General features: G+C 69.6%; 22 protein-coding genes. 13 read left to right on the top strand and 9 right to left on the bottom strand.

Features of this window, described 5'->3' with window-relative positions:
- The first annotated feature begins 327 nt into the window (after positions 1–327).
- The 9 genes from ACSMFO_RS25330 (at position 328) to ACSMFO_RS25290 (ending at position 7,870) form a co-directional block, all read left to right on the top strand.
- Positions 328–1,104, top strand: coding sequence for a GntR family transcriptional regulator (locus ACSMFO_RS25330; protein ID WP_016332909.1), 777 nt, complete (start codon positions 328–330; stop codon positions 1,102–1,104).
- Between the two features lie 182 nt (positions 1,105–1,286).
- A complete protein-coding gene (locus ACSMFO_RS25325) occupies positions 1,287–2,399 on the top strand; it encodes a TIGR03364 family FAD-dependent oxidoreductase (RefSeq protein WP_436460747.1) in 1,113 nt (370 codons plus the stop codon).
- Positions 2,393–3,067 (top strand): phosphonatase-like hydrolase, encoded by a 675-nt coding sequence (locus ACSMFO_RS25320; protein ID WP_073847173.1) that lies wholly within the window; start codon positions 2,393–2,395, stop codon positions 3,065–3,067. The genes ACSMFO_RS25325 and ACSMFO_RS25320 overlap by 7 nt, the downstream gene beginning before the upstream one ends.
- Before the next feature lie 16 nt (positions 3,068–3,083).
- Complete coding sequence (locus tag ACSMFO_RS25315) at positions 3,084–4,103, top strand: 2-aminoethylphosphonate ABC transporter substrate-binding protein (protein ID WP_436460746.1); 1,020 nt, start codon at positions 3,084–3,086, stop codon at positions 4,101–4,103.
- Positions 4,100–5,161, top strand: coding sequence for an ABC transporter ATP-binding protein (locus ACSMFO_RS25310; RefSeq protein ID WP_436460745.1), 1,062 nt, complete (start codon positions 4,100–4,102; stop codon positions 5,159–5,161). Before ACSMFO_RS25315 ends, ACSMFO_RS25310 begins: the two co-directional genes overlap by 4 nt.
- Positions 5,158–6,012, top strand: coding sequence for a 2-aminoethylphosphonate ABC transporter permease subunit (locus ACSMFO_RS25305; protein WP_436460744.1), 855 nt, complete (start codon positions 5,158–5,160; stop codon positions 6,010–6,012). The genes ACSMFO_RS25310 and ACSMFO_RS25305 overlap by 4 nt, the downstream gene beginning before the upstream one ends.
- On the top strand, positions 5,990–6,787 hold the full coding sequence (locus tag ACSMFO_RS25300; RefSeq protein ID WP_436460743.1) for an ABC transporter permease: 798 nt from the start codon (positions 5,990–5,992) through the stop codon (positions 6,785–6,787). Before ACSMFO_RS25305 ends, ACSMFO_RS25300 begins: the two co-directional genes overlap by 23 nt.
- 36 nt (positions 6,788–6,823) lie before the next feature.
- Positions 6,824–7,294, top strand: a complete 471-nt coding sequence (locus ACSMFO_RS25295) for a hypothetical protein (protein ID WP_360089544.1) — start codon at positions 6,824–6,826, stop codon at positions 7,292–7,294.
- A gap of 168 nt (positions 7,295–7,462) precedes the next feature.
- Positions 7,463–7,870, top strand: a complete 408-nt coding sequence (locus tag ACSMFO_RS25290) for a hypothetical protein (RefSeq protein WP_037343662.1) — start codon at positions 7,463–7,465, stop codon at positions 7,868–7,870.
- Positions 7,871–8,185: 315 nt separating this feature from the next.
- Here ACSMFO_RS25290 and ACSMFO_RS25285 read toward each other — a convergent pair whose 3' ends face one another.
- The 4 genes from ACSMFO_RS25285 to ACSMFO_RS25270 form a co-directional block, all read right to left on the bottom strand.
- On the bottom strand, positions 8,186–9,844 hold the full coding sequence (locus ACSMFO_RS25285; RefSeq protein ID WP_038515883.1) for a fumarate hydratase: 1,659 nt from the start codon (positions 9,842–9,844) through the stop codon (positions 8,186–8,188).
- Between the two features lie 392 nt (positions 9,845–10,236).
- Positions 10,237–11,268 (bottom strand): sigma-70 family RNA polymerase sigma factor, encoded by a 1,032-nt coding sequence (locus ACSMFO_RS25280; RefSeq protein WP_016332919.1) that lies wholly within the window; start codon positions 11,266–11,268, stop codon positions 10,237–10,239.
- 247 nt (positions 11,269–11,515) lie between these two features.
- Positions 11,516–11,941, bottom strand: coding sequence for a D-aminoacyl-tRNA deacylase (dtd, locus tag ACSMFO_RS25275; protein ID WP_436460742.1), 426 nt, complete (start codon positions 11,939–11,941; stop codon positions 11,516–11,518).
- Positions 11,941–13,437, bottom strand: coding sequence for a DUF7782 domain-containing protein (locus tag ACSMFO_RS25270; RefSeq protein WP_436460741.1), 1,497 nt, complete (start codon positions 13,435–13,437; stop codon positions 11,941–11,943). The genes dtd and ACSMFO_RS25270 overlap by 1 nt, the downstream gene beginning before the upstream one ends.
- 72 nt (positions 13,438–13,509) lie before the next feature.
- Between ACSMFO_RS25270 and ACSMFO_RS25265 the strand changes: the two genes are divergently transcribed.
- Both ACSMFO_RS25265 and ACSMFO_RS25260 read left to right on the top strand, forming a co-directional pair.
- Positions 13,510–14,775, top strand: coding sequence for an amidohydrolase (locus ACSMFO_RS25265; protein WP_436460740.1), 1,266 nt, complete (start codon positions 13,510–13,512; stop codon positions 14,773–14,775).
- A 17-nt stretch (positions 14,776–14,792) separates the two neighbouring features.
- Entirely contained in the window at positions 14,793–15,146 is a 354-nt protein-coding gene (locus ACSMFO_RS25260; RefSeq protein ID WP_038515872.1) for a DUF3099 domain-containing protein, read from the top strand.
- A gap of 80 nt (positions 15,147–15,226) precedes the next feature.
- Here ACSMFO_RS25260 and ACSMFO_RS25255 read toward each other — a convergent pair whose 3' ends face one another.
- From ACSMFO_RS25255 to ACSMFO_RS25240, 4 genes are read right to left on the bottom strand one after another with little or no spacing between them, the layout of a single operon-like run.
- On the bottom strand, positions 15,227–16,108 hold the full coding sequence (locus ACSMFO_RS25255) for a carbohydrate kinase family protein (protein WP_436460739.1): 882 nt from the start codon (positions 16,106–16,108) through the stop codon (positions 15,227–15,229).
- The gene (locus ACSMFO_RS25250; protein WP_436460738.1) at positions 16,105–17,022 is read right to left on the bottom strand and encodes a pseudouridine-5'-phosphate glycosidase; all 918 of its coding nucleotides are present in this window, start codon (positions 17,020–17,022) and stop codon (positions 16,105–16,107) included. The genes ACSMFO_RS25255 and ACSMFO_RS25250 overlap by 4 nt, the downstream gene beginning before the upstream one ends.
- A gap of 9 nt (positions 17,023–17,031) precedes the next feature.
- Positions 17,032–17,676, bottom strand: coding sequence for an HD domain-containing protein (locus ACSMFO_RS25245; RefSeq protein WP_436460737.1), 645 nt, complete (start codon positions 17,674–17,676; stop codon positions 17,032–17,034).
- Positions 17,676–18,482 (bottom strand): sporulation protein, encoded by an 807-nt coding sequence (locus tag ACSMFO_RS25240; RefSeq protein ID WP_436460736.1) that lies wholly within the window; start codon positions 18,480–18,482, stop codon positions 17,676–17,678. Before ACSMFO_RS25240 ends, ACSMFO_RS25245 begins: the two co-directional genes overlap by 1 nt.
- Positions 18,483–18,540: 58 nt before the next feature.
- Here ACSMFO_RS25240 and ACSMFO_RS25235 point away from each other — a divergent pair, with 58 nt between their 5' ends.
- Together ACSMFO_RS25235 and ACSMFO_RS25230 are read left to right on the top strand one after the other, a co-directional pair.
- On the top strand, positions 18,541–18,783 hold the full coding sequence (locus ACSMFO_RS25235) for a DUF3039 domain-containing protein (RefSeq protein ID WP_007033595.1): 243 nt from the start codon (positions 18,541–18,543) through the stop codon (positions 18,781–18,783).
- 120 nt (positions 18,784–18,903) lie between these two features.
- Entirely contained in the window at positions 18,904–19,740 is an 837-nt protein-coding gene (locus ACSMFO_RS25230; protein WP_037343687.1) for a hypothetical protein, read from the top strand.
- Between the two features lie 59 nt (positions 19,741–19,799).
- On the opposite strand, the gene ACSMFO_RS25225 is transcribed toward ACSMFO_RS25230, so the two are convergent.
- Positions 19,800–22,934 (bottom strand): efflux RND transporter permease subunit, encoded by a 3,135-nt coding sequence (locus ACSMFO_RS25225; protein ID WP_436460735.1) that lies wholly within the window; start codon positions 22,932–22,934, stop codon positions 19,800–19,802.
- Between the last annotated feature and the right edge of the window lie 73 nt (positions 22,935–23,007).

Raw genomic sequence — 23,007 nt, 5'->3', positions numbered from 1 at the left:
GGGTTCATTCCTTCCGGCTGTCCACAGTGGAGGCAGGGAGACTGACTGCGGCCAACTGACTACAGCAGGTGGGCACACACGGGGACAACCAACTTTCTTCGGATCTTTCGGCCGATGGTGGTGATTAACGGACGTCCGGTCCTGGTCGCCGACGAATGGCGTAGGCCGGAGCGCCCAACGCCCCTACTCCCGGACCGGTGATCGCCGGAACCGCCGGAAGGCTGAACGACCGCGGAGGGCTGCCCTTTCGGCCACGAGTGTGAGCGTGGCATGAACACTTCGTTCGGGTCAGTACAGGCATGGGGAATCGGGCCTAGGATCTGGATCGTGAAAGCGCGTTCGCCTAGACTGCATCCCCCCGCCGACGGCCCGGTTCGGGACGGAATTCCCGAGCACGGCCGCATTCCCCGCTATTACGCGGTCAAAGTCGATCTGCTCGACGTGATCTCCGAATTAGGCCAAGGGGCGGTACTTCCCACGGAAAGGGAGCTGTCCGAAAGATTCGAGGTTTCCCGTGCGACGGTCCGCCAGGCCGTCGGCGAACTCGTGCTGGAAGGGCGGCTGAGCAGGCGGCAGGGGAGCGGCACGTATGTCGCGGGCCCCAAGCTCGTCCAGCCGCTCGCCTTGGTGAGTTACACGGAAGGACTCAGGAGGCAGGGCATTCAGCCGGGCCGGAATTTGATCTCTTTGGAACGCCGTGAGGCGGGTCCGTCGCTGGCTTCGGAACTGGAAATCGATCCCGAAGACGACGTCATCCACATCGAACGGGTACTGCTCGCCGACGACGAGCGGGTCGGGCTGGAATCGACCTATCTCACCGCCGCGCGATTCCCGACGCTGATGGATGTGTTCGATCCCACACAGTCGCTCTACGCCTGTTTGCGGGAACGGCTGGGGGTGGTCTTCGACGGCGCCGAGGAGCGGGTCGAGACCGTGCTCGCCACGCCGCGGGAGGCCCTGCTGATCGGGACGAACCCAGCGCTGCCGATGCTGTTGATGCACCGGACCTCGTGGGGGACCGACGGGGTCCCGTTCGAACGTGTCCGTTCGCTGTTCCGCGGCGACCGGCTCTCCTTCGAGACCCGACTGGGCCGCGTGGAGTAGCCACCTTCCGCATTCAGTCCTCTGAACGCGATATTTGCGGATTCAACGACCGCATCCCGAGGACGAAACGCGGGGTAAAGTAACGCGAAGATAACAGGTCTGGTCCACATTTCGGAGGCACTTCACCTGGGGTTAGGGCGGGGGTCACGGAGCGTTGGTGCGCGCAGGCGAGCGTCTGCGGTGTGCGAATCCTCATCATCGGCGGCGGAGTGCTCGGCACCCAGCACGCCTGGCAGGCCGTCGAACGCGGCCACGACGTCGTCCAGATCGAACGGGAACCCGAGGCCAGGGGCGCGTCCGTGCGCAACTTCGGCCTGGTCTGGGTCGGTGGCCGCGCCGGCGGTCCCGAACTGGAGACGGCCGCCAGGGCGCGGGTGCTGTGGGAGCGCATCGGGGAACGCGTCGAAGGGATCGGCTTCCGGCCGAACGGCTCGCTCACCGTCGTCCGCACCGAGGCCGAACTCGCCGTCGCGCGGGCGGCCGCCGACGCAGTCGAAGACCGCGGCTTCAAACTGCTCGACGCCGCCGAGACCCGCGAGCTGAACCCGGCCCTGCGCGGCGAATTCCTCGGCGCGCTCTGGTGCGACCGCGACGCCGCCGTCGAACCGCGCGTCGCCCAGCCCGCCCTGCGCGCCGAACTCGCGAAAAGCGGCCGCTACACCTGGGTGCCCGGCCGCGAGATCCGCGACCTGACCGACCGTGGTGTCGTCGACGACACGGGCCAGGCCCACGAGGGTGACGTCGTGGTGCTGTGCACCGGCGCGTGGACCGGCGGCCTGGTCAAGGAGCTCGCCGGGGCGACGCCGGTCCGCCGCGTGCGGCTGCAGATGGCCCAGACCGAGCCGCTCGGGGAAGCCCTCACCACCACGGTCGCCGACGCGGACAGCTTCCGGTACTACCCGGCGTACCGTGGCGAGGCGCTCGACGGCCTCAACGCGGGCCAGCCGCAGGGCGAGGTCGCCGCGGCCGCCAAGATGCAGCTGCTCATGGTCCAGCGCCTCGATGGCTCGCTGACCATCGGCGACACCCACGAGTACGACGAGCCGTTCTCGTTCGACACCACCGAGGCGCCGTACGACCACCTCGCCGAGGTCGCCGGGGCGTTGCTCGGCCGGCCGCTGCCGCGGATCACCCGCCGCTGGGCGGGGGTCTACGCCCAGACCACCGACACCTCCCGGATCGTGCACCGCGCCCGCGTCGCGGACAACGCCTGGCTCGTCACCGGGCCGGGCGGCCGCGGCATGACCTGTTCCCCCGCCATCGCCGAAGACACCGCCGAGGAGCTGTCCTGGTGAACACCGAACTCGTCGTCCTGGACATGGCAGGCACCACCGTCGCCGACGACGGCCTGGTGATCCGCGCCTTCACCGCCGCGATCGCCGCCGCCGGAGTGTCCGAAAAGGACAGCCGCTTCCCCGGCATGCTCGACTACGTCGTCGAAACGATGGGGCAGTCCAAGATCGTCGTCTTCCGCGCCCTGCTCGACGGCGACGAGGAGCTCGCCCAGCGCGCGAACACCGCCTTCCAGGACGCCTACGGGAAACTCGTCGCCGACGGCCACTGCGAGCCGATCCCCGGCGCCGAGCAGACGATCCAGGAACTGCGCGCCCACGGCGTGAAGGTCGCGCTCACCACCGGCTTCGCGCCGGACACGCAGAACGCGATCCTCGACGCGCTGGGCTGGCACGGCCTCGCCGACGCCGTGCTGGCGCCGGGCGACGGGGTGCGCGGCCGCCCGTTCCCCGACCTCGTCCTCGCCGCCGCGCTGCGGCTCGAAGTCACCGATGTCCGCCGCGTCGCCGTCGCCGGTGACACCCCTTCGGATGTCCAGACGGGGCTGCGGTCCGGTGCCTCGCTCGTCGCCGGCGTGCTCACCGGGTCGGCGAAGAAGCCGGAACTCGAAGCCGCCGGCGCCACCCACGTCCTCGAATCCGTCCGCGACCTCCCTGCCCTGCTGTCCTAAAAGGAGCTTTGACGACATGAAGAAACTCGCGGCCACCGCCCTCGCCGGTCTGCTCGCCCTCACCCTGGGCGCCTGCGGCGGGACCGCCGGTGGCGCGTCCGGCGACCGGACCGTCACCCTGTACACAGTGGACGGTCTGGAGGACTGGTACGCCCAGCGCATCGAGGAGTTCAAGGCCAAGACCGGGATCACCGTCCAGGCGGTCACCGCCGGATCCGGCGAGGTCGCCTCGCGGGTGGAGAAGGAGAAGGCCAACACCCAGGCCGACATCCTGGTCACGCTGCCGCCGTTCATCCAGCGGGCCGCGTCGCAGGGTCTGCTCGCCGCCACGGCACCCGCCGGGATCGACCAGGTGCCCGCCGGGCAGAAGGACGGCCAGGGCCGCTACTTCGCCCTCATGAACAACTACCTCAGCTTCATCCGCAACCCGCAGGCCTCGCCCAAGACCTGGGACGACCTCCTGTCCCCGTCGCTCAAGGGCAAGCTCCAGTACTCGACGCCCGGCGAAGCGGGCGACGGCACCGCGGTCCTGCTGCAGCTGCAGCACGTCCTCGGTGATCAGGGCGCGCTCGACTACCTCGCCAAGCTCGAAGCCAACAACGTCGGCCCGTCGTCCTCCACCGGCAAGCTCCAGCCGAAGGTGGCCAAGGCCGAGATCCTGGTGGCCAACGGCGACGTCCAGATGAACCTCGCCGAGATCGAGAAGAGCGGCGGTTTCGAGGTCTTCTTCCCGGCCGACGCGCAGGGCAAGCGCTCCACCTTCGCGCTCCCGTACTACGCGGGTCTGGTGAACAACGCGCCGCACGCCGAGAACGCCAAGAAGTTCCTGGACTTCCTGCTCTCGCCCGAGGTGCAGGGCAAGGCCGTCGACGCCTTCGGTGCCCCGTCGCGGACCGACGTCACGCCGTCCGGCCCGCGCGCGGACAAGGTGAAGGCCGCCCTCGCCGGAGTCGAGATCTGGCAGCCGGATTGGGACGCCGTCCTCGCGAAGCTCGACGCAGACCTCGCCGCGTACAAGAAGGCCGTGGGCCGATGACCCCGGCGGTCGAATTCCGCGGCGTGTCGGTCCGCTTCGGCCGGACGACCGCCCTCTCGCCACTGGACCTCACCGTGGCGAGAGGGGAGACGCTGGCGTTGCTCGGGCCGTCCGGCTCCGGCAAGTCGACGGCCCTGAAGGCACTCGCGGGCTTCGTCGTGCCGAGCACCGGCCGGGTCCTGCTCGACGGCGAGGACGTCACCGATCTGCCGCCGCACCGGCGCGGCCTCGGCGTGGTCGTGCAGAGTTACGCGCTGTTCCCGCATATGCGGGTCGAGGCCAACGTCGCTTTCGGCCTCAAGGCACGGAAAACGCCCCGGGCCGAGACGGCGGGGCGGGTCGCCGAGGCACTGGAGCTGGTCGGGATGGGCGAGTACGCCCGTCGTTACCCGCGTGAGCTTTCGGGCGGGCAGCAACAGCGCGTCGCGCTCGCGCGGGCACTGGCGATCCGGCCGCGGGTGCTGCTGCTCGACGAACCACTGTCCGCTTTGGACGCCGCCCTGCGCGAGGACATGGTCGCGGAACTGCTGCGGCTGCGGGCCGAACTGCCCGACACCACGCTGATCTACGTCACCCACGACCAGGGCGAGGCGCTGGCGCTGGCCGACCGGATCGCCGTCATGCGCGACTCGAAGCTCGTCGAACTCGGCCCGAGCCGTGAGCTGTACCAGCGGCCGTCGACGGAGTTCACCGCGAGCTTCCTCGGCGCGTCCAATCTCATCCCGGTCGAGCTGATCCAGGCCGACGGCACCAGGGTCCGCCTCGGCGACCGCGAACTGGCGGCCGATCCGTCCGGGACCTTCCGGGCGGGCCAGCCGGTCGCGCTCGGCGTCCGGCCGCACCGGGTCGGGATCACCGCGGCGGACGCCCCCGGCGCGCTGCCCGCGGTCCTGCGCGGTGTCCAGTGGCGTGGCACGGGTTTCCGGCTGGACCTCGAATTCGCACACGACGGGAACGAGGTCCGCGCCGAGGTGCCGGACCTCGACGGCCTTCCGAACGTGGGGCAGCGGGTCGGAGTGTCCATTCCGGACGGTTGCCCGCTGGTGGGCGTCGGATGACCGGCCTCGCGCTCACCGCCGTGACGGCACCGGCGCGGCGGCGGGAGAAACGACCCGGCCGCGGCTGGCTCCTGCTGCCGCCGGTGCTCGTCCTGCTCGGCTTCTTCGGCTACCCGCTGCTGCTGGTCGTCCTCCAGTCCCTCGAATCGAAGACGGGTGAGTTCGGGCTTTCGGTGTGGCTGGACGTCCTGGGCTCGGCGGAATTCCGGGACGCCGCCTGGAAGACCGTCGCGCTCGCGCTCGGCGCCACCGCGGGCTGTGTGGTGCTGGGAACGTTCCTCGCGCTGGTGATCGCGTTCGTGCCGTTCCCCGGCGCGCGGACGCTCTCGCGGCTGGTGGACACCGTGCTCGCGTTCCCGTCGTTCCTCATCGCGCTCGCGTTCACCTTCATCTACGGCAGCGCCGGCATCTTGGGCGCGGGCGGATTCCTGTACTCGCCGTTCGGGATCCTGCTGGCGGAGATCACCTTCTACACGCCGTTCGTGATGCGGCCCGCGCTCGCCGCGTTCGGCCAGGTGTCGTCGGCGCAGATGGAGGTCGCGGCCAGCCTCGGCGCGAAACCCGGCCGCGTGCTGCGTCAAGTGATCCTGCCGGAGGCCTTGCCGTCACTGGCTTCCGGAGCATGCCTGACCATGCTGCTGGCGATGAACGAGTTCGGCATCGTGCTGTTCCTCGGCGCCAAGGACGTCACGACGCTGCCGATGCTGGTCTACGGCAAGGGGATCGTCACGTTCGACTTCCCGCAGGCCTGTGTCATCGCGGTGGTCAACGTGGTCTTCTCCCTCGCCCTGTACGGAACCTACCGGCGACTGACGAAGGGAGGCCGCCGTGCTGCTGTGGACCAGGCGTAGCCGCGTCCTGCTGTGGGCGGTGTTCGCGGTGCTGTTCACCGCGATCGTGCTGGCGCCACTGCTGATGATCGTGCTGGCATCGGTCGCCGGGAACTGGACGGGATTGCTGCCGGGCGCGCTCACCGGCTCGCATTTCGCGCAGGCGCTGTCCGGGGAGACGTTCGCGAGTCTCTCGGTGAGCATCCAGACGGGTGTCATCGCGTCACTGGTGTCGGTACTGCTCGGCACATGGGCCGCGCTCGCGTCGCGGTCGGCGCCGCCGAAGCTGCGCAAGGCCGTCGACACCCTGTTCCATCTGCCGATCGCGGTGCCGTCGGTGGTGCTGGGGCTGGCGCTGCTCGTCGCGTTCAGCCGTCCGCCGCTAGCCTTCAACGGCACGCGCTGGATCGTGCTGCTGGGGCACGTGATGATCCTGCTCCCGTTCTCCTACAGCACGGTCTCCGCCGCGATCGCACGGATGGATCCGCTGCTGGCACAGGCGGCGGCGAGCCTCGGCGCCTCCCCGGTCCGGGTGCTGCTGCGGGTGCGGCTGCCGGTGCTGCTGCCGTCGATCTCGGCGTCGGCGAGCCTCGCGCTGGCGATGTCGATGGGCGAACTGGGCGCGACGATGATGCTGTACCCGCCGGACTGGCGCACGCTGCCAGCGAGCATCTTCGCGCTCACCGACCGGGGCCAGGTGTTCCTCGCGTCGGCGAGCACCGTGCTGCTGCTGGCCGTCACGCTCGCCGGGGTGGTGCTCCTCGGGCTGGCGCGCGGCCGCGCGGCCCAGCGGTGATGCAACCATTCGTCCGCTTCGTTCCGTCTCGACACCATGATGAACGCAGCGAAGACGCTGGGTGCGGTGATCGTGCTCGCCGCGACGACGGCGGCCTGCGGCGCGGGCGGCCCCGGAGCTCCGGCGAACACGAGCACCCCTCCGGTCGTCACCACACCTTCGGACCTGCCCACCTCGCTCCCGGCGAGCCCTCCGGTCGCGAAACCGCCGATGTCACGGCCGACCGTCGGCCCGCCGCCCTCGGACAAGATGCTGCCGCCGTCCCAGGTCGAGACCGCACTGCCCGTGCAGGTCAGCGCCGAGAACGACGGCCTGGCCGTGCACATCGAACTGAGCGGCTGCGACGAGGCGAGGGCGAACCTCGCCGAAGAGAACGCGCAGCGGGTCGTGGTCACCGTGACCATCGACCACGCGAAGCCGGGGCAAATGTGCCCGCAGGTGATCCGCTACGCCGTCCTGCCGGTGAAACTCGCCCAGCCGCTCGGCACCCGGACCGTCGTCCTTTGACCGGGTTCGGGATGCAACCCGATGGCGGCTTCGTTCCGTCCCAGTCACATGAGGTACTTAACGAATGCCATCGGCCTTGGCCTGATCGTCGTTGCGGTATCCGCCTGCGGGGCGCAGAACCAGGCGGCGGAACCCGCGGCCGGACCCGGGAGCGGCACCCTGAGTACCGTGCCGCCGTCCCCGACCGCGCCGCCTTCGTCGTCGGCTCCCGCGCCGACCAGCAAGCCGGGAAGCCAGCCGGGTGTGCCCGGCGCGCCGCGCCAGGAGGTGCCCGAAGGCAGCACCAAGCTGCCGGACAAGCAGCTCGACGCGTCGGCATTGCCCGCGGACTATCCGCGTGAGGTGTACACCAGCAACGGCGGGACGATCCTGAACATCCGCGGCCAGGAAGGCGGCTGCGGGCACGCGACGGCGGAGGCCGCGCAGCAGGACGGGACCAGGGTCACCGTCAACCTGACCGAACTCAAGGGCCAGACCGGCCAGATGTGCACGATGGACATCCGGCATCCGGTGATCTCGGTGGCGCTTTCGGCGCCGCTGGGGGAGCGGACCGTGGTCCTGAAGCAGATGCGCTGACCCCCAACGCGCGCTATGAAAGGTCCTTTCCTTGCAAATTTTGCAAGGAAAGGACCTTTCATAGCGTCCTGCACCTGACGAACGTACATGAAGGCCCCCTTCACTGCGTCTAGCGCAAGGAAGGGGGCCTTCATGTACTGCGACATGGTGCGAAGGTCGAGTTTCCTCGGCTCAGCCGAGGGAAGGGGGCCTTCACGCGCAGCCGTTGCGACTGTTGGTGCGTTCGGGGCGAACGTGACGATCCACCGAGTCCGTGAAGGCCTCCTTCCCTACCTTGAAGGTAGTGAAGGGGGCCTTCACGGACAGGATCGTGGACTACCGGAAGCTGATCTGCAGCACCGGTTCCGACGTGGCCTCGAAGAAGTCGTTGCCCTTGTCGTCGATGACGATGAACGCGGGGAAGTCCTCGACCTCGATCTTCCAGACCGCTTCCATCCCCAGCTCGGCGTACTCGAGCACGTCGACCTTCTTGATGCAGTCCTGCGCGAGCCGCGCGGCCGGGCCGCCGATCGAGCCGAGGTAGAACCCGCCGTGCTCGTTGCACGCGGCGGTCACCTTCTTGGACCGGTTGCCCTTCGCCAGCATCACCAGCGAACCGCCCGCGGCCTGGAACTGCTCCACGTAGGAGTCCATGCGGCCCGCGGTCGTCGGCCCGAAGGAACCCGACGCGTAGCCCTCGGGCGTCTTCGCGGGGCCCGCGTAGTACACGGGGTGGTCGCGAAGGTACTGAGGCATCTCTTCACCCGCGTCGAGCCGCTCGGCGATCTTCGCGTGCGCGATGTCGCGGGCGACGACGAGCGGACCGGTCAGCGACAGGCGGGTCTTCACCGGCAGCTGCGAGAGCTGGGCGCGGATCTCGGCCATCGGCCGGTTCAGGTCGACGGTCACCACCTCGTCGGACAGGTCGTCCTCGGTGACGTCCGGCAGGAACTGCGCCGGGTCGCGCTCCAGCTGCTCCAGGAACACGCCGTCGGCGGTGATCTTCGCCTTCGCCTGGCGGTCGGCCGAGCACGACACGGCGACGCCGACCGGGCAGGACGCGCCGTGGCGCGGCAGGCGGATCACGCGGACGTCGTGGCAGAAGTACTTGCCGCCGAACTGCGCGCCGATGCCGAACTGGCGCGTCATCTCCAGCACCTGCTGTTCGAGGTCGACGTCGCGGAAACCGTGACCCAGCTCGGAACCCTCGGTGGGCAGGTCGTCGAGATAACGGGCGGAGGCCAGCTTCGCGACCTTCAGGTTGAACTCCGCCGACGTGCCGCCGACGACGATCGCGAGGTGGTACGGCGGGCAGGCCGCGGTGCCGAGGCTGCGCAGCTTCTCGTCGAGGAACTTCGCGAGGCGCTTCGGGTTCAGGACGGCTTTCGTTTCCTGATAGAGGAACGTCTTGTTCGCGCTGCCGCCGCCCTTGGCCATGAACAGGAATTCATAGCTCGGGTCACCTTGACCGTCTTTGTGATAGAGCTCGATCTGCGCGGGCAAGTTGGTGCCCGTATTGCGCTCATCCCAGAAATTCACCGGCGCCATCTGCGAATAGCGCAGATTCAACTCCTGATAGGCGTCGAAAATACCGCGCGAGAGAGCACGCTCGTCGTCGGCGCCGGTGAGCACGCCTTCGCCGCGTTTGCCGATCACGATCGCGGTGCCGGTGTCCTGGCACATCGGCAGGACGCCGCCGGCGGAGATCGCCGCGTTGCGCAGCAGGTCCATCGCGACGAACCGGTCGTTGCCACTGGCCTCGGGATCGTCGACGATCGCCCGCAGCTGCGCCAGGTGTGACGAGCGCAACAGGTGCTGGATGTCGGTGATCGCGGTCTTGGCGAGCTTGGTCAGCGCCTCGGGCTCGACCTTGAGGAACTTCCGGCCCGCGGCTTCGACGACCTCGACACCTTCGGTGCCGATCAGCCGGTACTCGGTGCGGGTGTCCTTGGCGAGCGGAAGGACTTCGGTGTGCTGGAACGTGGTGGGCGCCACTGCGCGGGCTCCTTTGCCGGCATCGGGAACCCGCTCACGGTACCCAAGCTCGGGCAAGACGTCCGCGAGGCCACGGCTGAAGTAACCGGGGCCACTGCCGGTGGGTGCTGGGTCCAGTGGGTCGTGAGTGGTAAGTGTCGTTAGAACGACACTTACCACTCACGACCCACGGGACCGACTGCAATTCCCGCCCTGCATTTTGTCGCCGCGCCCCACAAATAGTTCGGGAGGCCGGGCCCACCCCGACGGACCCGACCTCCCGGGGAAAGCGATCCGGGCGCGAACACCCGACCGCGAAGACTTTTTACCTGCTCGACGGTCTCGTGACGCAGGTCATAAGTCAACGCTGCCGAACGGGTGTTGCTTTTTCCGCGCCGAAAGGCTCTGTGGCACTACGAAGCGTAGGCGCGCAGGCGGTCCGCCCGCTCACCCTGACGCAGCTTCGACATGACCTCTCGCTCGATCTGCCGAACGCGCTCACGGGAAAGGCCGAAGTGCTTGCCGATCTGGTCGAGCGTGCGCGGCTGGCCGTCGTCGAGGCCGTAGCGCAGACGGATCACCTGGGACTCGCGGTCGTCCAGCGTCGCGAGCACGCGGCGCAGGTCGTCCTGGAGCAGACCGGAGATCACGGCGCTCTCGGCGTCGGTCGCCTCGGAGTCCTCGATGAAGTCACCGAGCGGGGCGTCCTCCTCGGTGCCGACCGGCATGTCGAGGCTCACCGGGTCACGCGAGTGGTCGAGCAGGTCGGAGATCTTGTGCGCCGGGATACCCGATTCGGCGGCCAGTTCCTCGTGGGTGGCGTCCCGGCCGAGCTGCTGGTGCAGGTCGCGCTTGATACGGGCCAGCTTGTTCACCTGTTCCACCAGGTGGACCGGCAGCCGGATGGTGCGTCCCTGGTCGGCCATCCCCCTGGTGATGGCCTGGCGGATCCACCAGGTGGCGTACGTCGAGAACTTGAACCCCTTGGAGTAGTCGAACTTCTCCACCGCGCGGATCAGACCCAGGTTCCCCTCCTGGATCAGGTCGAGCAGCGGCATCCCCCGGCCGGTGTAGCGCTTCGCGAGCGAGACCACGAGGCGGAGGTTGGCCTCCAGGAGGTGGTTCTTCGCGCTGTGGCCGTCACGCACGAGGGCGGACATCTCCGAACGCCGCTTCGGCGTGAGACCCTCGGCGGTGTCCAGCATGTGCTGGGCGAACACGCCGGCTTCGATGCGCTTGGCCAGTTCGACCTCGTCGGCGGCGGACAGCAGCGCCGTCTTGCCGATTCCGTTGAGGTACACGCGAACGAGGTCCGCGGCCGGGCTCTGGGCGTCGAGGTCGGCGTCGGTGAGCGCCCCCGTGCTCACCGGCTCCTGGGTGGATTGCGCCGGGATACGGCGCTCGCGAATCCCGCGCGCTTCGCGTTCGAGAGTCTGGACTGACATTCTGCCTCCCCGGTCACGGGCTGAACGTGCTGCGATGTGTCCGCCGGATCCGCCTCGGCGTAACAGGCCCTGTGGAAAACCCGCTACTCCTCGTCGGCCCAGCTTGGCTGGACACTTGGCTCAACGCCGGGAGGTCCGAAAACGTTCCCGGCCGCTACAGAGGAGACGGGCGGCTGACCTGGGGCGTTGCTCGACCAACCCTGAGCTTTTCCTGAGAATGCCCGTGCGGGGGAGAAAGAAACGTGGTCTAGACCTCTATGAGGAGGGTGAACGGACCGTCGTTCACGCTCCGGACCGCCATCATGGCCCCGAACCGGCCGGTTTCGACCCGGGCCCCGCGTTCGCGCAACGTGTCGACGACGGCCGTCACGAGCGGTTCGGCGACCTCGGGCCGGGCGGCGGCGGTCCAGGAGGGACGGCGGCCTTTGCGGGTGTCGCCGTAAAGGGTGAACTGGCTTACGACGAGAAGCGGGGCGCCGGTGGTGGCGCACGACTCCTCGTCGCGAAGTATGCGAGCTTCGTGCAGTTTGCGGGCCATCGTCGGCACCTTGGACACGTCGTCGTCGGCGTGGATCCCCAGCAGCACCAGCAAACCCGGCTCGTCGATGGCGCCGGTCACCTCGTCCCCGACGGTCACGCTCGCTTCCGTGACCCTCGCCACCACCGCCCGCATCAGACGGCGGGCAGCAGCATGCCGTGCCGGACCAGTTCCCGGACGACGGGCAGCGCGGCCTCGGCCAGCTCCTCCGGTTCCAGGCCCTGAGCGGCCGCCAGGAGCACGATCAAATCCTCCAGCGGCAAAGCGCCCTGGCAGCCGGCGAGCAGCCGTGTCGCGAGCTCGTCCACTTCGTGCGACCAACCGGGACCATCGGTGCGATGCAGCCGCTGGACGGTCGTGGCCCAGCCCTCTTCACCCGGCTCGGCGACGCTCTCCAGAAGAACGGTCTCCGGGACCCGGAACCGGACATCGAGGAGCGAATCCCCGTTGGTGCGAAGCCATTCCACCCGGTCCAGCCAGTTCGCGGCCTCGGCGCCCAGTGGGTCGTCGTAGGCCTGGCGCAGGTCCTCGCACACGATCGTCGGGGTCGCGCCGTCCGCCCGGCGCAGGGTGACGAAGCCGAAACCGATGCCCTGGACGTCGTTCTCGGCGAACCAGTCGAGCCACGCGCCCGATTTCGCGCGGCCTTCGGGGGAGCGGGGGTCGATGCCCGCGTCACGCAGCCACGTGCCGACGTAGAGGCCCGGATCGGCGATGTCCCGCTGGACGAACCACGCGTCGGTCTCGGCGGGCAGCCAGCGGGTCACCCGATCGCCCCAGTCCTCGCCCTTCACGTGCAGCCAGGACGCCAGGAGCTGGCCGGTGCCGCCGTCGTTGAGGAACCCGGGCAGCTGCCGCACCACGAGCGCGCTTGCGTCGTCACCGGCGAGACCGGAGTCACGGTAGGTGTAGTCGACACGCGGCGGGCCCACCACGAACGGCGGATTGCAGACGATCTGGTCGAACCGGCGCCGCGCGACCGGCGCGAACCATTCGCCCCGGACGAGTTCGACGTCCAGTTCGTTGAGCCGGAACGTCGCCGCGGCGAGCGCCAGCGCACGGGCCGAGACGTCGGTCGCGGTGACCTTCTTCGCGTGCCGGGTGGCGTGCAGCGCCTGGACGCCGTTGCCCGTGCCGACGTCGAGCAGGGTGCCGACTTCGCGGCGGCTGGTGGCCCGGATCAGGCTGAGGGAGGCGTGCCCGACGCCGAGCACGTGGTCTTCGGGCACGGTCCGGCCCAGGATGTCGGCGTCGAGGTCGGCGACGACCCACCATGAGCCTTCGTCGTCGCCGTGCGGGCGGACGTCGAGACCGGCGCGGTAGCCGTCGGCCGCGGGCACGAGCAGGGTGGCGGCGACCGCGTCATCGAGGGAAAGCGGCGCGAAAGCGGCCTCGACATCCTTCTCCGGTTCGGTCGAACCCAGGAGGAACAGCCGGATCAGTGTGCCGAGTTCACCCGCGTCGCGCGTCGCCCGGTAGGCGAGCTCGGGTTCGCCGCGTCCGAGTGCGCCGTGCGCGGAGCCGAGGGCGCCGACCACGCCGTCGGCGTCGTAACCCGTCCGGCGGAAGGCGTCACGCAGCCTCGCGCAGACGTCGTCGGACAGGTCGGGGAGGGCGGCTCGTGTGCTCACGGTGGGTAATTGTGACGGATAGGGTGTGACGGATCTTTTGCTCACGGTGGGTAATACTGCCAGGATGCCGCTGTGAGCCTCGAAAGTGTCCTGGCGCCGCTACAGGCGGCGCTGCCCGGACTGGAAGACCTGTACATCGACCTCCACCGGCATCCGGAGCTGTCGTTCGCCGAAACCCGTACCGCCGCCGAACTGGCGCGGCGCCTGGAGGCGGACGGTTACGAGGTGCACACCGGCATCGGGCGCACCGGCGTCCTGGGCGTGCTGCGCAACGGCCCCGGCCCGAAGGTGATGCTGCGTGCCGACATCGACGCGCTGCCGGTCGAGGAGACGACCGGCCTGCCGTACGCGAGCACCGCGCGCGGGGTCGACGCCGACGGCCGCGACGTCCCGGTGATGCACGCCTGCGGTCACGACATGCACGCCACCTGGCTTTCCGGTGCCGCGTCGCTGCTCGCGGCCGGCCGCGAGCACTGGTCCGGCACGTTGATGGTCGTCTTCCAGCCGGGGGAGGAGGCCGGGGACGGCGCCGCCGGCATGGTCCACGACGGCGTATTCGCACCCGCCGGGAAGCCCGACGTGGTGCTCGGCCAGCACGTCGTGCCCGGCCCCGCGGGCTGGGTGCTGACCAGGCCGGGCGTGATCATGGCGGCCACCGACGCGCTCCGCATCACCCTGCACGGCCGGGGCGGCCACGGCTCGCGCCCCGAGACCACGGTGGACCCCGCCGTACTCGCCGCGTCCGTGGTGCTCAAGCTGCAGACCATCGTGTCGCGGGAGATCTCGGCGACCGAATCGGCGGTGGTGACCGTGGGGTCACTGCACGTCGGCACCGCGCACAACATCATCGCCGACCACGCCGTCCTCGAGCTCACCATCCGGTCGTTCGACCAGGCCGTGCGGGAGAAGGTCGTCGCGGCGGTCGAGCGGATCGTCCAGGGCGAGGCGGCCACCGCGGGCGCGCCGAAACCGCCGGAGATCGAGCGGATCGGCGCCTTCCCGGTCACCGAGAACGACGACGCGGCCACCGAGGGGCTCACCGCCGCCTTCCGCGACCACTTCGGCGAGGGCCGGGTGATGCCAGCGCCACTGGTCACCGGCAGCGAGGATTTCAGCGAATTCGGCCGCGCCGCCGGGGTGCCGTCGGTGTTCTGGCTGGTCGGCGGCCTGGACGAGGACAAGGTGATCGCCGCGATGACCGCCGGGCGTTTCGAACAGGACATCCCGTCGAACCACTCGCCGCTCTTCGCGCCGATCCCGCATCCGACGCTTTCGGCCGGCGTCGAGACGCTCGTGGTCGCGGCTTTGCACCGGCTCACCCACCCGGGTGTCGGATGAGCCCGGCGAGTGGGACCATGGAAGCCGGAGGTGGTGCTGTGAACGCGCCCGCCCACGGTCCCGAACCGAGGGAACCCGCTCCGGTGCTGATCACCGAAGCCGCCCCGTCCTACGAAGACCAGCTGGCCAAGCGGAAGCGGAAGTACATCATCATGATGTCGTTCCGCATCCCGTGCCTGATCCTCGCCGGGATCTTCTACCAGACCTGGTGGCTCGCGCTGGCGCTGATCGCGATCTCGATCCCGCTGCCGTGGATCGCCGTGCTGGTGGCCAACGACCGGCCGCCGCGCAAGAGCGAGAAGGTCAACCGGTACCAGTCGGAGCCGACGCGCATCGAAAGCTCCGGTCACCGCGTCATCGACGGCGGCTGACTCGTTTCGCGCGTGCTATGAAAGGTCCTTTCCTGGCAAATTTTGCAAGGAAAGGACCTTTCATAGCGCTCGGTGAGGGGCTACGGCTGCGGCCCGACCTTCGCGACCGCCTGGGCACCCAGCCGCGTCCCGGCCCGAAGCACCTCCACCGTGGACTCGCCGCGCAGCCACGCCGCCAGCACACCGGCGTCGAAGGCGTCCCCGGCGCCGGTCGAGTCGACGCACTCCGCCGGCTGCGCGGGCACCGAGGTGATGGTGCCGCTCGCGTCCACCCAGCTGGCGCCGTCGAGACCGGCGGTGACCACGACCTCGCCGACGTAGTCCAGCAGTTCCTTCGCCGCCTCGGGATCACTCGACCCGGTCAGCGCGACCAGCTCGCTGGTGTTCGGCATCAGCAGGTCCACGCCGCGCACGTCGTCGAGGAAGGCCGCGGGATCGGTGATCAGCGTCGCCGCCTGCGGGTCGACCGACGTCGTCAGCCCGGCCTTCTTCGCCGCCGCCAGCGACGCGAGCGCCGCGGGCCGTGACGACGGGTACAGCAGGACGTAGCCCGAGAGGTGCAGGTGACTCGCCCCGGCCAGGGCCGCCTCGGTGATGTCCTCCGGGCTGAACTTCGCGTTGGCCGCGCGGTCGGCGAGCATGCTCCGCTCACCCGCCCCGTCGACGAGCACGACGACGCAGAACGTCGGTTCCGCGGGGTCCACCGCGAACTCGCAGCGGACGCCCGCCGCCTCCAGTTCGCTCTTCACCATGCGGCCGCCGGAGTCGTCCCCGATCCGCGCGACCAGCGTGGTCTCCGTGTCCTCGGCCCGCAGCCACAGCGCGGTGTTCGCACCGGCGCCGCCGCTGGTGAAGTGGACCTTCGCGCGGATGTCGCCACCGTGCGGGATGGGTCCTTCGTGCCGTGCGACGACGTCGAGACCGACGTCGCCCACGACGACAATGCCGCTGCTGCCGCTCATGCCGCGTTCCCGGCGAGCGCGACGGCGACCTCGGTGGCCAGTTCCGCGTTGGACAGCACCAGGGCTTCGTTCGCGTCGAGGCTCACGCCTTCGCTGGCGGTGTGGAAGTGCTCCAGCAGCACCGGCGTGACGTCCTTCCCGTGCACGCCACGGGTCTTGAGGAGTTCCAGCCCTTCGGCGAGCAGCCGGTCGTGCAGCTCCCGGTCCATTTCGGACGCTTCCGGGATCGGATTCGCCAGCAGCACACCGGAAGACGCGTGCGCCCGGTGCGCGGCGATGACCGCGGCGGCCTGCGCGGCGTCGTCGACCCGCCACGGCACCTCGAAACCTGACGAGCGGAGGTAGAACGCCGGGAACTCGCCGGTGCGGTAACCCAGCACGGGCACCGAGTTGGTCTCCAGCACCTCGAGGGTCGCGGCGATGTCGAGTACCGACTTCACGCCCGAGCAGACGACCGTGGTGGGCACCTTCGCGAGCACGCCCAGATCCGCCGACACGTCCCAGCTCTGCGCGGCGCCCTTGTGCACGCCGCCGAGCCCGCCGGTGGCGAACATGCCGATCCCGGCCGCGGCGGCCAGCGCCGCGGTGCTGGCGACCGTGGTCGCGCCGGAGCGGCCGAGGCCGACGGCCGGGCCGATGTCGCGCAGGGAGAGCTTGTCCAGGTCCGCGCCGGGCGCGCACACGCGTTCCAGCTGCTCGCCGGTGAGGCCGATCAGGGGGACGCCGTCGAGGACGGCGATGGTCGCGGGGACGGCGCCGCCGTCGCGCACGACCTTCTCCAGCCGCCGCGCGACGTCGAGGTTGCGACCGGGCGGGAGACCGTGGGAGAGGATGGTGCTCTCCAGCGCGACGACGGGGTCACCGGCGGCGAGGGCGGAGGCGACCTCTTCGTGAAGGGACAGTTGCGGAGTCACGAACGAACATCATCGGTGATGTGGGTCCGCGCCACGCCATCGGGTCAGTTCGTTCGAGAGGTTCTCGCGTGCCTTGCCCTCCCAGCGTGCCCGCGCGATGTCGCTGCGGTACAGCCGCGGCCTGGCCAGCAGGTTTTCGAGCACGGCCGCGCGGCCCGCCCGCCAGTCCTCGTCGGAGTAGATCGAGTACTCCTCCCGGACACCGTTCGCGTACTGCTCGTAGTCCTCCGGCGTGGCGCCGAGGATCGCGAGGTCGGCGTCCAGCAGTGCCGTGGCGAGGAGGTCTTCGTCGGGGGCGGCGTGGTGGATCGTGCTGAGGACCAGCTCGCCGGCACGTTCGACGTCGGCCGCGGGGACACCGGCGTTGGTGAGTTCGTCGCGGGTCCAGGCGGCGCTGGCCTGCTCGTCCTCGCCGGGGCGGGCGTCGTAGACGACGTCGTGCGTCCACGCCGCGATGGCGACGAGCGCGCGCTCGCGGGCGCCCAGGCCGAAGGCGACGGCGAGGGCCCCACTGTCCCGGGCGACGGCCGTGACGTGCCGGAGATCGTGGTAGCGGCGGTGTGGTTCGGCGTAACGGGTCTGGAGGTCGTCCCACGCGACGGCGGCGATCCGGTGATCGCCACCCAGCCGGGTGATCGCGGTCGGCCAGTCCATCAGTCGAAGATCCCGCGTGCCTTGGCCACCTCGTGCAGCCAGCCCTCGAGCTGAGGCTCCCACTTGACCCGTTCCACCGCGGCGTGGTCGACCTTGAACAGGCCGAGGAACTCCTGGCCGCGTCCGCCGAAGCCGCCGCTCTTGGACACCCGGACCCGTTTGGTCACCTCCAGCACGACCTGCGTCTCCGACGGCGAGGACAAGAAGGTCACCGCCACCGAGGTGAAGACGGGCGCGAACCGCGGCGAGGGGGTGAAGCGGATCTCCTGGAAGAAGGGAAGCTGCTGGACCGCGCCGTCGACCCGGCCGCGTTCCAGCACGGCCTCGCGGAAGACGAAGCCGATCCGGCTGAAGGCGTCCAGTATCCGTTTCTGCGCGGGCAGCGGCTCGATCGCGGCGGCGTCGACGTCGACCGGGTCGGTGACGGAGTTCGCGATGTCGAGACTGGTCTGCAGGCCAACGGCCATCCCGTTCAGCGGTTTGCCGAAGACGCTGGAGATCGGCGTTTCCCAGGGCAGGGCGACCTCGAACGGGATCCGGACCTGCTGGCCGGGCCCGATGCGCTCGTTGCCCGCGAGCTGCTGGGTGCCGAACTCGAGGTCCTCGACGCCGGGGCGGCGCTCGTCCGGGAGCGTGACCCTGGCGAGCAGCTTCACCGAGAGACCGTTGATCTCTTGATCGACTTCGCCGCCGAGCAGCAGGACCTCGCCGCGCAACGGGCGGCCGGGGGAGACAGTGCGGTCGAGCAGCCGGGCGTCGATCTTCGCCCCGCCCGAGCCGAACGTCGCGAGCACCTTCTGGAACATGGGCGAGATCCTGCCAGGTCGTCGGTGTGCGCAGGAGGATTTGGGGCATTATGGAGGGGTGAGTACACAGACCCTTCCGAAGCCGGATACCCGTCCCGAGGGCACCGACGGCACCGACGACGATTCGCCGAAGATGTTCCACTACGTGCGCAAGAACAAGATCGCCGAAAGCGCGGTCATGGGCACGCACGTGGTGGCGCTGTGCGGTGAGGTCTTCCCGGTGACGAAGTCGGCGAAGCCCGGTTCGCCGGTCTGCCCGGACTGCAAGAAGATCTACGACGGTCTCAAGCCCGGCGACTGAGTGTCCGTCCGGTGTCCGATACCGGACAAAATCTGAAAATCCTTCACATGGCGGCTGCCCGTCCCGGACTTCGCTGGTAATCAGTACCCGCCAGCGAAACTCAGCCGGGACGGAGCCTTCATGCGTAGAACCGGGATCGTGCTCGCCATCGCCGCGTTGGTCGCGGTGTTCTCACCCGCCGCCGCCCAAGCCGTCACCGGCTGGACCACGGTCGGTTCGGACAACGCCCGCCCGCTCGACGAGGGCCAGGGCCTCGCCACCATCGAACGGCCGTCCGGGACGATCTACCGCTACACCGGGATCGCGACCGTCCCGATGAGCCTCTCGACCCAGGGCTGGAACCACGTCGGCGACCCGGGCTCCGCGCAAGGCTGGTACGTCGAGCCGTACCAGCGCGACGACCGGGGAGCGAAGCTCTTCCGCGTCGAGTCGCCCGACGGGAAGTGGGCGAACTACACGCACACGCTGGAATCGTGGGAGGCGAACAACAACTCGTTCGCCGCCGTGACCCCGGACGCGCGCTGGATGGTGGCGGGCGAGTGGGGCACGATGGACCGGCTCCTCGTGCACCCGATGCCCGGCGTCGCGCACACGAACCCCTCGGCGAACCTGCCGTACTCGTCCGCGATCCGGCTCGACAAGCCGGTGCGAGACATCCAGGGCTGCGACTTCGTCACCGCGACCCGGCTGCTGTGCTCGTCCGACGACCCCGAGGGCTCGCTGTTCGGGACCACGAAGCCGCTGCTGCAGGTGGATCTTTCCGGCGCGCTGTCCGGTTCGGACGTGACCGGGCGGGTGACGTCGCTGGGGCAACTGCCCCTGAAGAGCACCTGCAGCGGGAACTTCGAGACCGAGGGCATCGACGTCGCCGCCGACGGGACCCTGCGGGTCGTCGTGCTCTCGCCTTCGTGGTGCGTGGCCTTCGACAGCAAGACGTGGCGGTTCCGTAAGGCGTGACTCGCTCGGGCTCGTGAGTGGTAGGGACGGTTCTAACCGTCCCTACCACTCACGAGACCCTACGCGCTGGGCTCCGGCGTCAGCGTTTCCGACGTGGGTGCCTCCGCAGGGGACCGGCGCGCCGCCTTCTTCGCGCGGCGCTTCTCCTTCCGCGTCTCGACCATCGTGTACAGCGTCGGCACCAGGATCAGCGTCAGCAGGGTCGAGCTGACCAGCCCGCCGATGACCACGATCGCCAGCGGCTGCCCGATGAACCCGCCCTGCCCGGTCAGCCCGAGCGCCATCGGGACCAGCGCGAAGATGGTCGCCGCCGCGGTCATCAGGATCGGCCGCAGCCGTCGCCTGCCGCCTTCGACGACGGCGTCGGCGACGCTCATCCCCGAAGCCCGGTACTGGTTGATCAGGTCGATCAGCACGATCGCGTTGGTCACCACGATGCCGACGAGCATCAGCATCCCGATCAGCGCGGGCAGGCCCAGGGCGGTCCCGGTGGCCAGCAGCAGCCCGATCGCGCCGGTCGCCGCGAACGGGATCGACACCAGCAGGATCAGCGGCTGGATCAGGCTGCGGAACGTCGCCACCATGATCAGGTACACGATCGCGACCGCGGCCAGCAGCGCGAGGAACAGGTTCCCGAACGCCTCCTGCTGATCCTCGCTGACCCCGCCGAGCTTGTACGCCGCGCCGCCGGTGAAGGTCAGTCCGTCCAGTTTGGACTGGATGGCCTTCGTGGTGGCCGCCAGGTCGGCGCCGGTGTTCTTGGCGGTGACCGTGGTGCTCAGCTCGCCCGAGGTGCGGTGCACCGCGGCCGGGCCGTCCACTGTGGACACGGTGGCGACCGAGTCGAGCCGCACCACGCCGGTCGCGCTCGGGATGGGCAGCGCCTTGACCGCGTCGACCGACACCGGCGCCGTGCCCGCGCGCAGCACGATGTCCGTGCGCTGACCGTCGACCGGCAGCTGGGTCACCGTGCGTCCGGCGATGGCCTGGTTCGCGATCTGGCCGATCGTGGTCGCCGAAAGCCCGCTCGCGGCGGCCTTGGCGGCGTCGACCTCGACCTGCACGCGCGGCGAGCCCTGCGCGAGGTCACTGGTCACCTCGGTGAGGTCCGGGACGCCTGCCAGCGCCTGGCGGACCTGCTCGGCGGCGGGCTTCAACGCCGCCTCGTCCGGTGCGGTGACGGTGATCGAGACCTGGTCGGAGTTGAACCCGCCGGCTTCCGCGCCGATCTTGACCTCGCCGAGTTCCGGCTTGTCCAGCTTGCCTCGCAAGCGATCCGACAGCGCGTCGAGATCGGTGTCCTTGGCGACGGTGACCTGGATGCTGGTCGCCGTCCCGCCACCGCCGAAGAAGTTCCCTCCGCCGATACTGACCTGATACGTCTCGACGGCCGGTTCGGCGGCGAGCGCCTGCTCCACCGCGCCCGCGGCCTTCTCCTTGGCCTCGGGGCTGGTGCCGGGCGGCAGCTTCTGCGAAAGGCTCAGCGTCGTCGAGCCGGACTGGTCGAGGAAGTTCGTGTTCAGCTGCGAGGCCAGCCCGACGGTGCCGCCGAAGATGATCAGCGCCAGCAGCACGACGGTGACGCGGCGCCGGGTCGCGAACCGGATCACCGGCACGTACCCGCGCTGCAGCAGCCCGCGGCGTTCCTTGTCCTCGGCGGCCTGGCGCGTGAGCTCGGCCTCGCGTTCGTCGGCCGGGGCCTTGGGCGGCTTGAGGAACCAGTACGCCAGCACCGGGACGATCGTCAGCGAGACCAGCAGCGACGCCAGCAGCGCCACGGTGACCGTGATCGCGAACGGTGAGAACAGCTCGCCGACGAATCCGCCCACGAAGGCGATCGGCAGGAACACCGCGACCGTGGTGAAGGTGGACGACGTCACGGCACCCGCGACCTCGCGCACGCCGTCGAGCACCGCGCGCTGCTTCTCCTCGCCGTAGGCCAGATGTCGTTTGATGTTCTCCAGCACCACGATCGAGTCGTCGACCACCCGCCCGATGGCGATGGTGAGCGCGCCGAGGGTGAGCAGGTTGAGCGAAAGATCGCCGGTCCACAACGCCAGCAGCGCCACGACCACCGAAAGCGGGATCGACACCGCCGTCACCAGCGTCGAGCGCACCGACATCAGGAACAGCAGGATCACCACGACCGCGAACGCCAGTCCCAGCAGGCCTTCGGTGGTCAGGCCGCTGATCGCGTCCTTGACCGGGGTGCCCTGGTCGAACACGACGCTCATCTCGGCGCCGATCTTCTTCGACAGCTCGGGCAGCTTGTCCCGTACCGCTTCGGAGATCGCGACCGCGTTCCCGTTCTCCACCATGGTGATCGAGAGCCCGAGGCTCGGCTTGCCGTTGGTGCGCGTGATCGACGTCGGCGGCGCGAAGCCGGCCTGGACGTCCGCGACATCACCGAGCTTCACCGGCTTGGCAGCCTGCGCCCCGGGACGGGAAGGCTGCGAAGGTGTCAGGTACAGGTTCTTGATCGTGTCCACTGTGGTCGGTCCGCCGCCGACCTGGACGGTGAGCGTCTTGTCGCCTTCGGTGAGCGTCCCGGCCGGGACGGCGGCACCGGCGGTCTGCAGCGTGGTGGCGATGGACGACGGGTCGACCCCCGCGGCCGCCAGCTTCGCGTAGTCCAGCGCGATGGTGACCCGCGGCTGCCGCACACCGGTCACGTCGACCTCGCGGACGCCGTCGATCTTGCGCAGTTCCGGCGCGACCTCCCCGGTCAGCGCGGGCGCGAGCGCCTGCGGGTCACCGGTGGTCCCGGCGGCGAGCAGGACGACCGGGAGATCGTCGGTGGACCCCGCGGACACCGTCGGCTCGCTGTTCTGCGGCAGGCGGGCCTTGAGCCCGTCGATGACGCGCTGGATCTGCCCCACGGCCGCGTCGATGTCCGTGCCGAACTCGAACTGCGCGGTGATGCGCGACAGCCCCTCCGACGACGTCGAGCTCAGTTCTTCGAGCCCCTTCAAACCCTGCAGCCCGCCTTCGAGCGGCTCGGTGACCTGACGGTCGACCGCGTCCGGCGACGCGCCCGCGTACGGCGTGATGACCTGCGCCTGCGGGAACTGCAGTGACGGGAACAGTTGCTGCTTCAGCTGCGGCAGGGCGAAGGCGCCGAAGCCGATCACCACCAGGGCGAGCAGCCCGATGAGACTTCGGTTGCGCAGGCTCAGTCTGGCCAGCGTGGACATGACGGGATCCCCCAGGAAGACAACTCGGGAACGTGCGGATTACCGCGAGCTTTTCATGGCGACGGGTGGACTG

It is taken from the genome of Amycolatopsis sp. w19 (assembly GCF_051373225.1).
GTDB classification, from domain to species: Bacteria; Actinomycetota; Actinomycetes; order Mycobacteriales; family Pseudonocardiaceae; genus Amycolatopsis; species Amycolatopsis japonica.
This window is presented reverse-complemented; position numbering and strand designations above follow the sequence as displayed.

Coding starts and splice junctions, on each gene's coding strand:
- ACSMFO_RS25295 (WP_360089544.1), top strand. CDS start 6,824: ATGATGAACGCAGCGAAGACGCTGGGTGCGGTGATCGTGCTCGCCGCG.
- dtd (WP_436460742.1), bottom strand. CDS start 11,941: ATGCGGGCGGTGGTGGCGAGGGTCACGGAAGCGAGCGTGACCGTCGGG.
- ACSMFO_RS25255 (WP_436460739.1), bottom strand. CDS start 16,108: ATGAGCGGCAGCAGCGGCATTGTCGTCGTGGGCGACGTCGGTCTCGAC.
- ACSMFO_RS25225 (WP_436460735.1), bottom strand. CDS start 22,934: ATGTCCACGCTGGCCAGACTGAGCCTGCGCAACCGAAGTCTCATCGGG.
- ACSMFO_RS25245 (WP_436460737.1), bottom strand. CDS start 17,676: ATGGACTGGCCGACCGCGATCACCCGGCTGGGTGGCGATCACCGGATC.
- ACSMFO_RS25315 (WP_436460746.1), top strand. CDS start 3,084: ATGAAGAAACTCGCGGCCACCGCCCTCGCCGGTCTGCTCGCCCTCACC.
- ACSMFO_RS25230 (WP_037343687.1), top strand. CDS start 18,904: ATGCGTAGAACCGGGATCGTGCTCGCCATCGCCGCGTTGGTCGCGGTG.
- ACSMFO_RS25305 (WP_436460744.1), top strand. CDS start 5,158: ATGACCGGCCTCGCGCTCACCGCCGTGACGGCACCGGCGCGGCGGCGG.
- ACSMFO_RS25260 (WP_038515872.1), top strand. CDS start 14,793: ATGGAAGCCGGAGGTGGTGCTGTGAACGCGCCCGCCCACGGTCCCGAA.
- ACSMFO_RS25280 (WP_016332919.1), bottom strand. CDS start 11,268: ATGTCAGTCCAGACTCTCGAACGCGAAGCGCGCGGGATTCGCGAGCGC.
- ACSMFO_RS25310 (WP_436460745.1), top strand. CDS start 4,100: ATGACCCCGGCGGTCGAATTCCGCGGCGTGTCGGTCCGCTTCGGCCGG.
- ACSMFO_RS25240 (WP_436460736.1), bottom strand. CDS start 18,482: ATGTTCCAGAAGGTGCTCGCGACGTTCGGCTCGGGCGGGGCGAAGATC.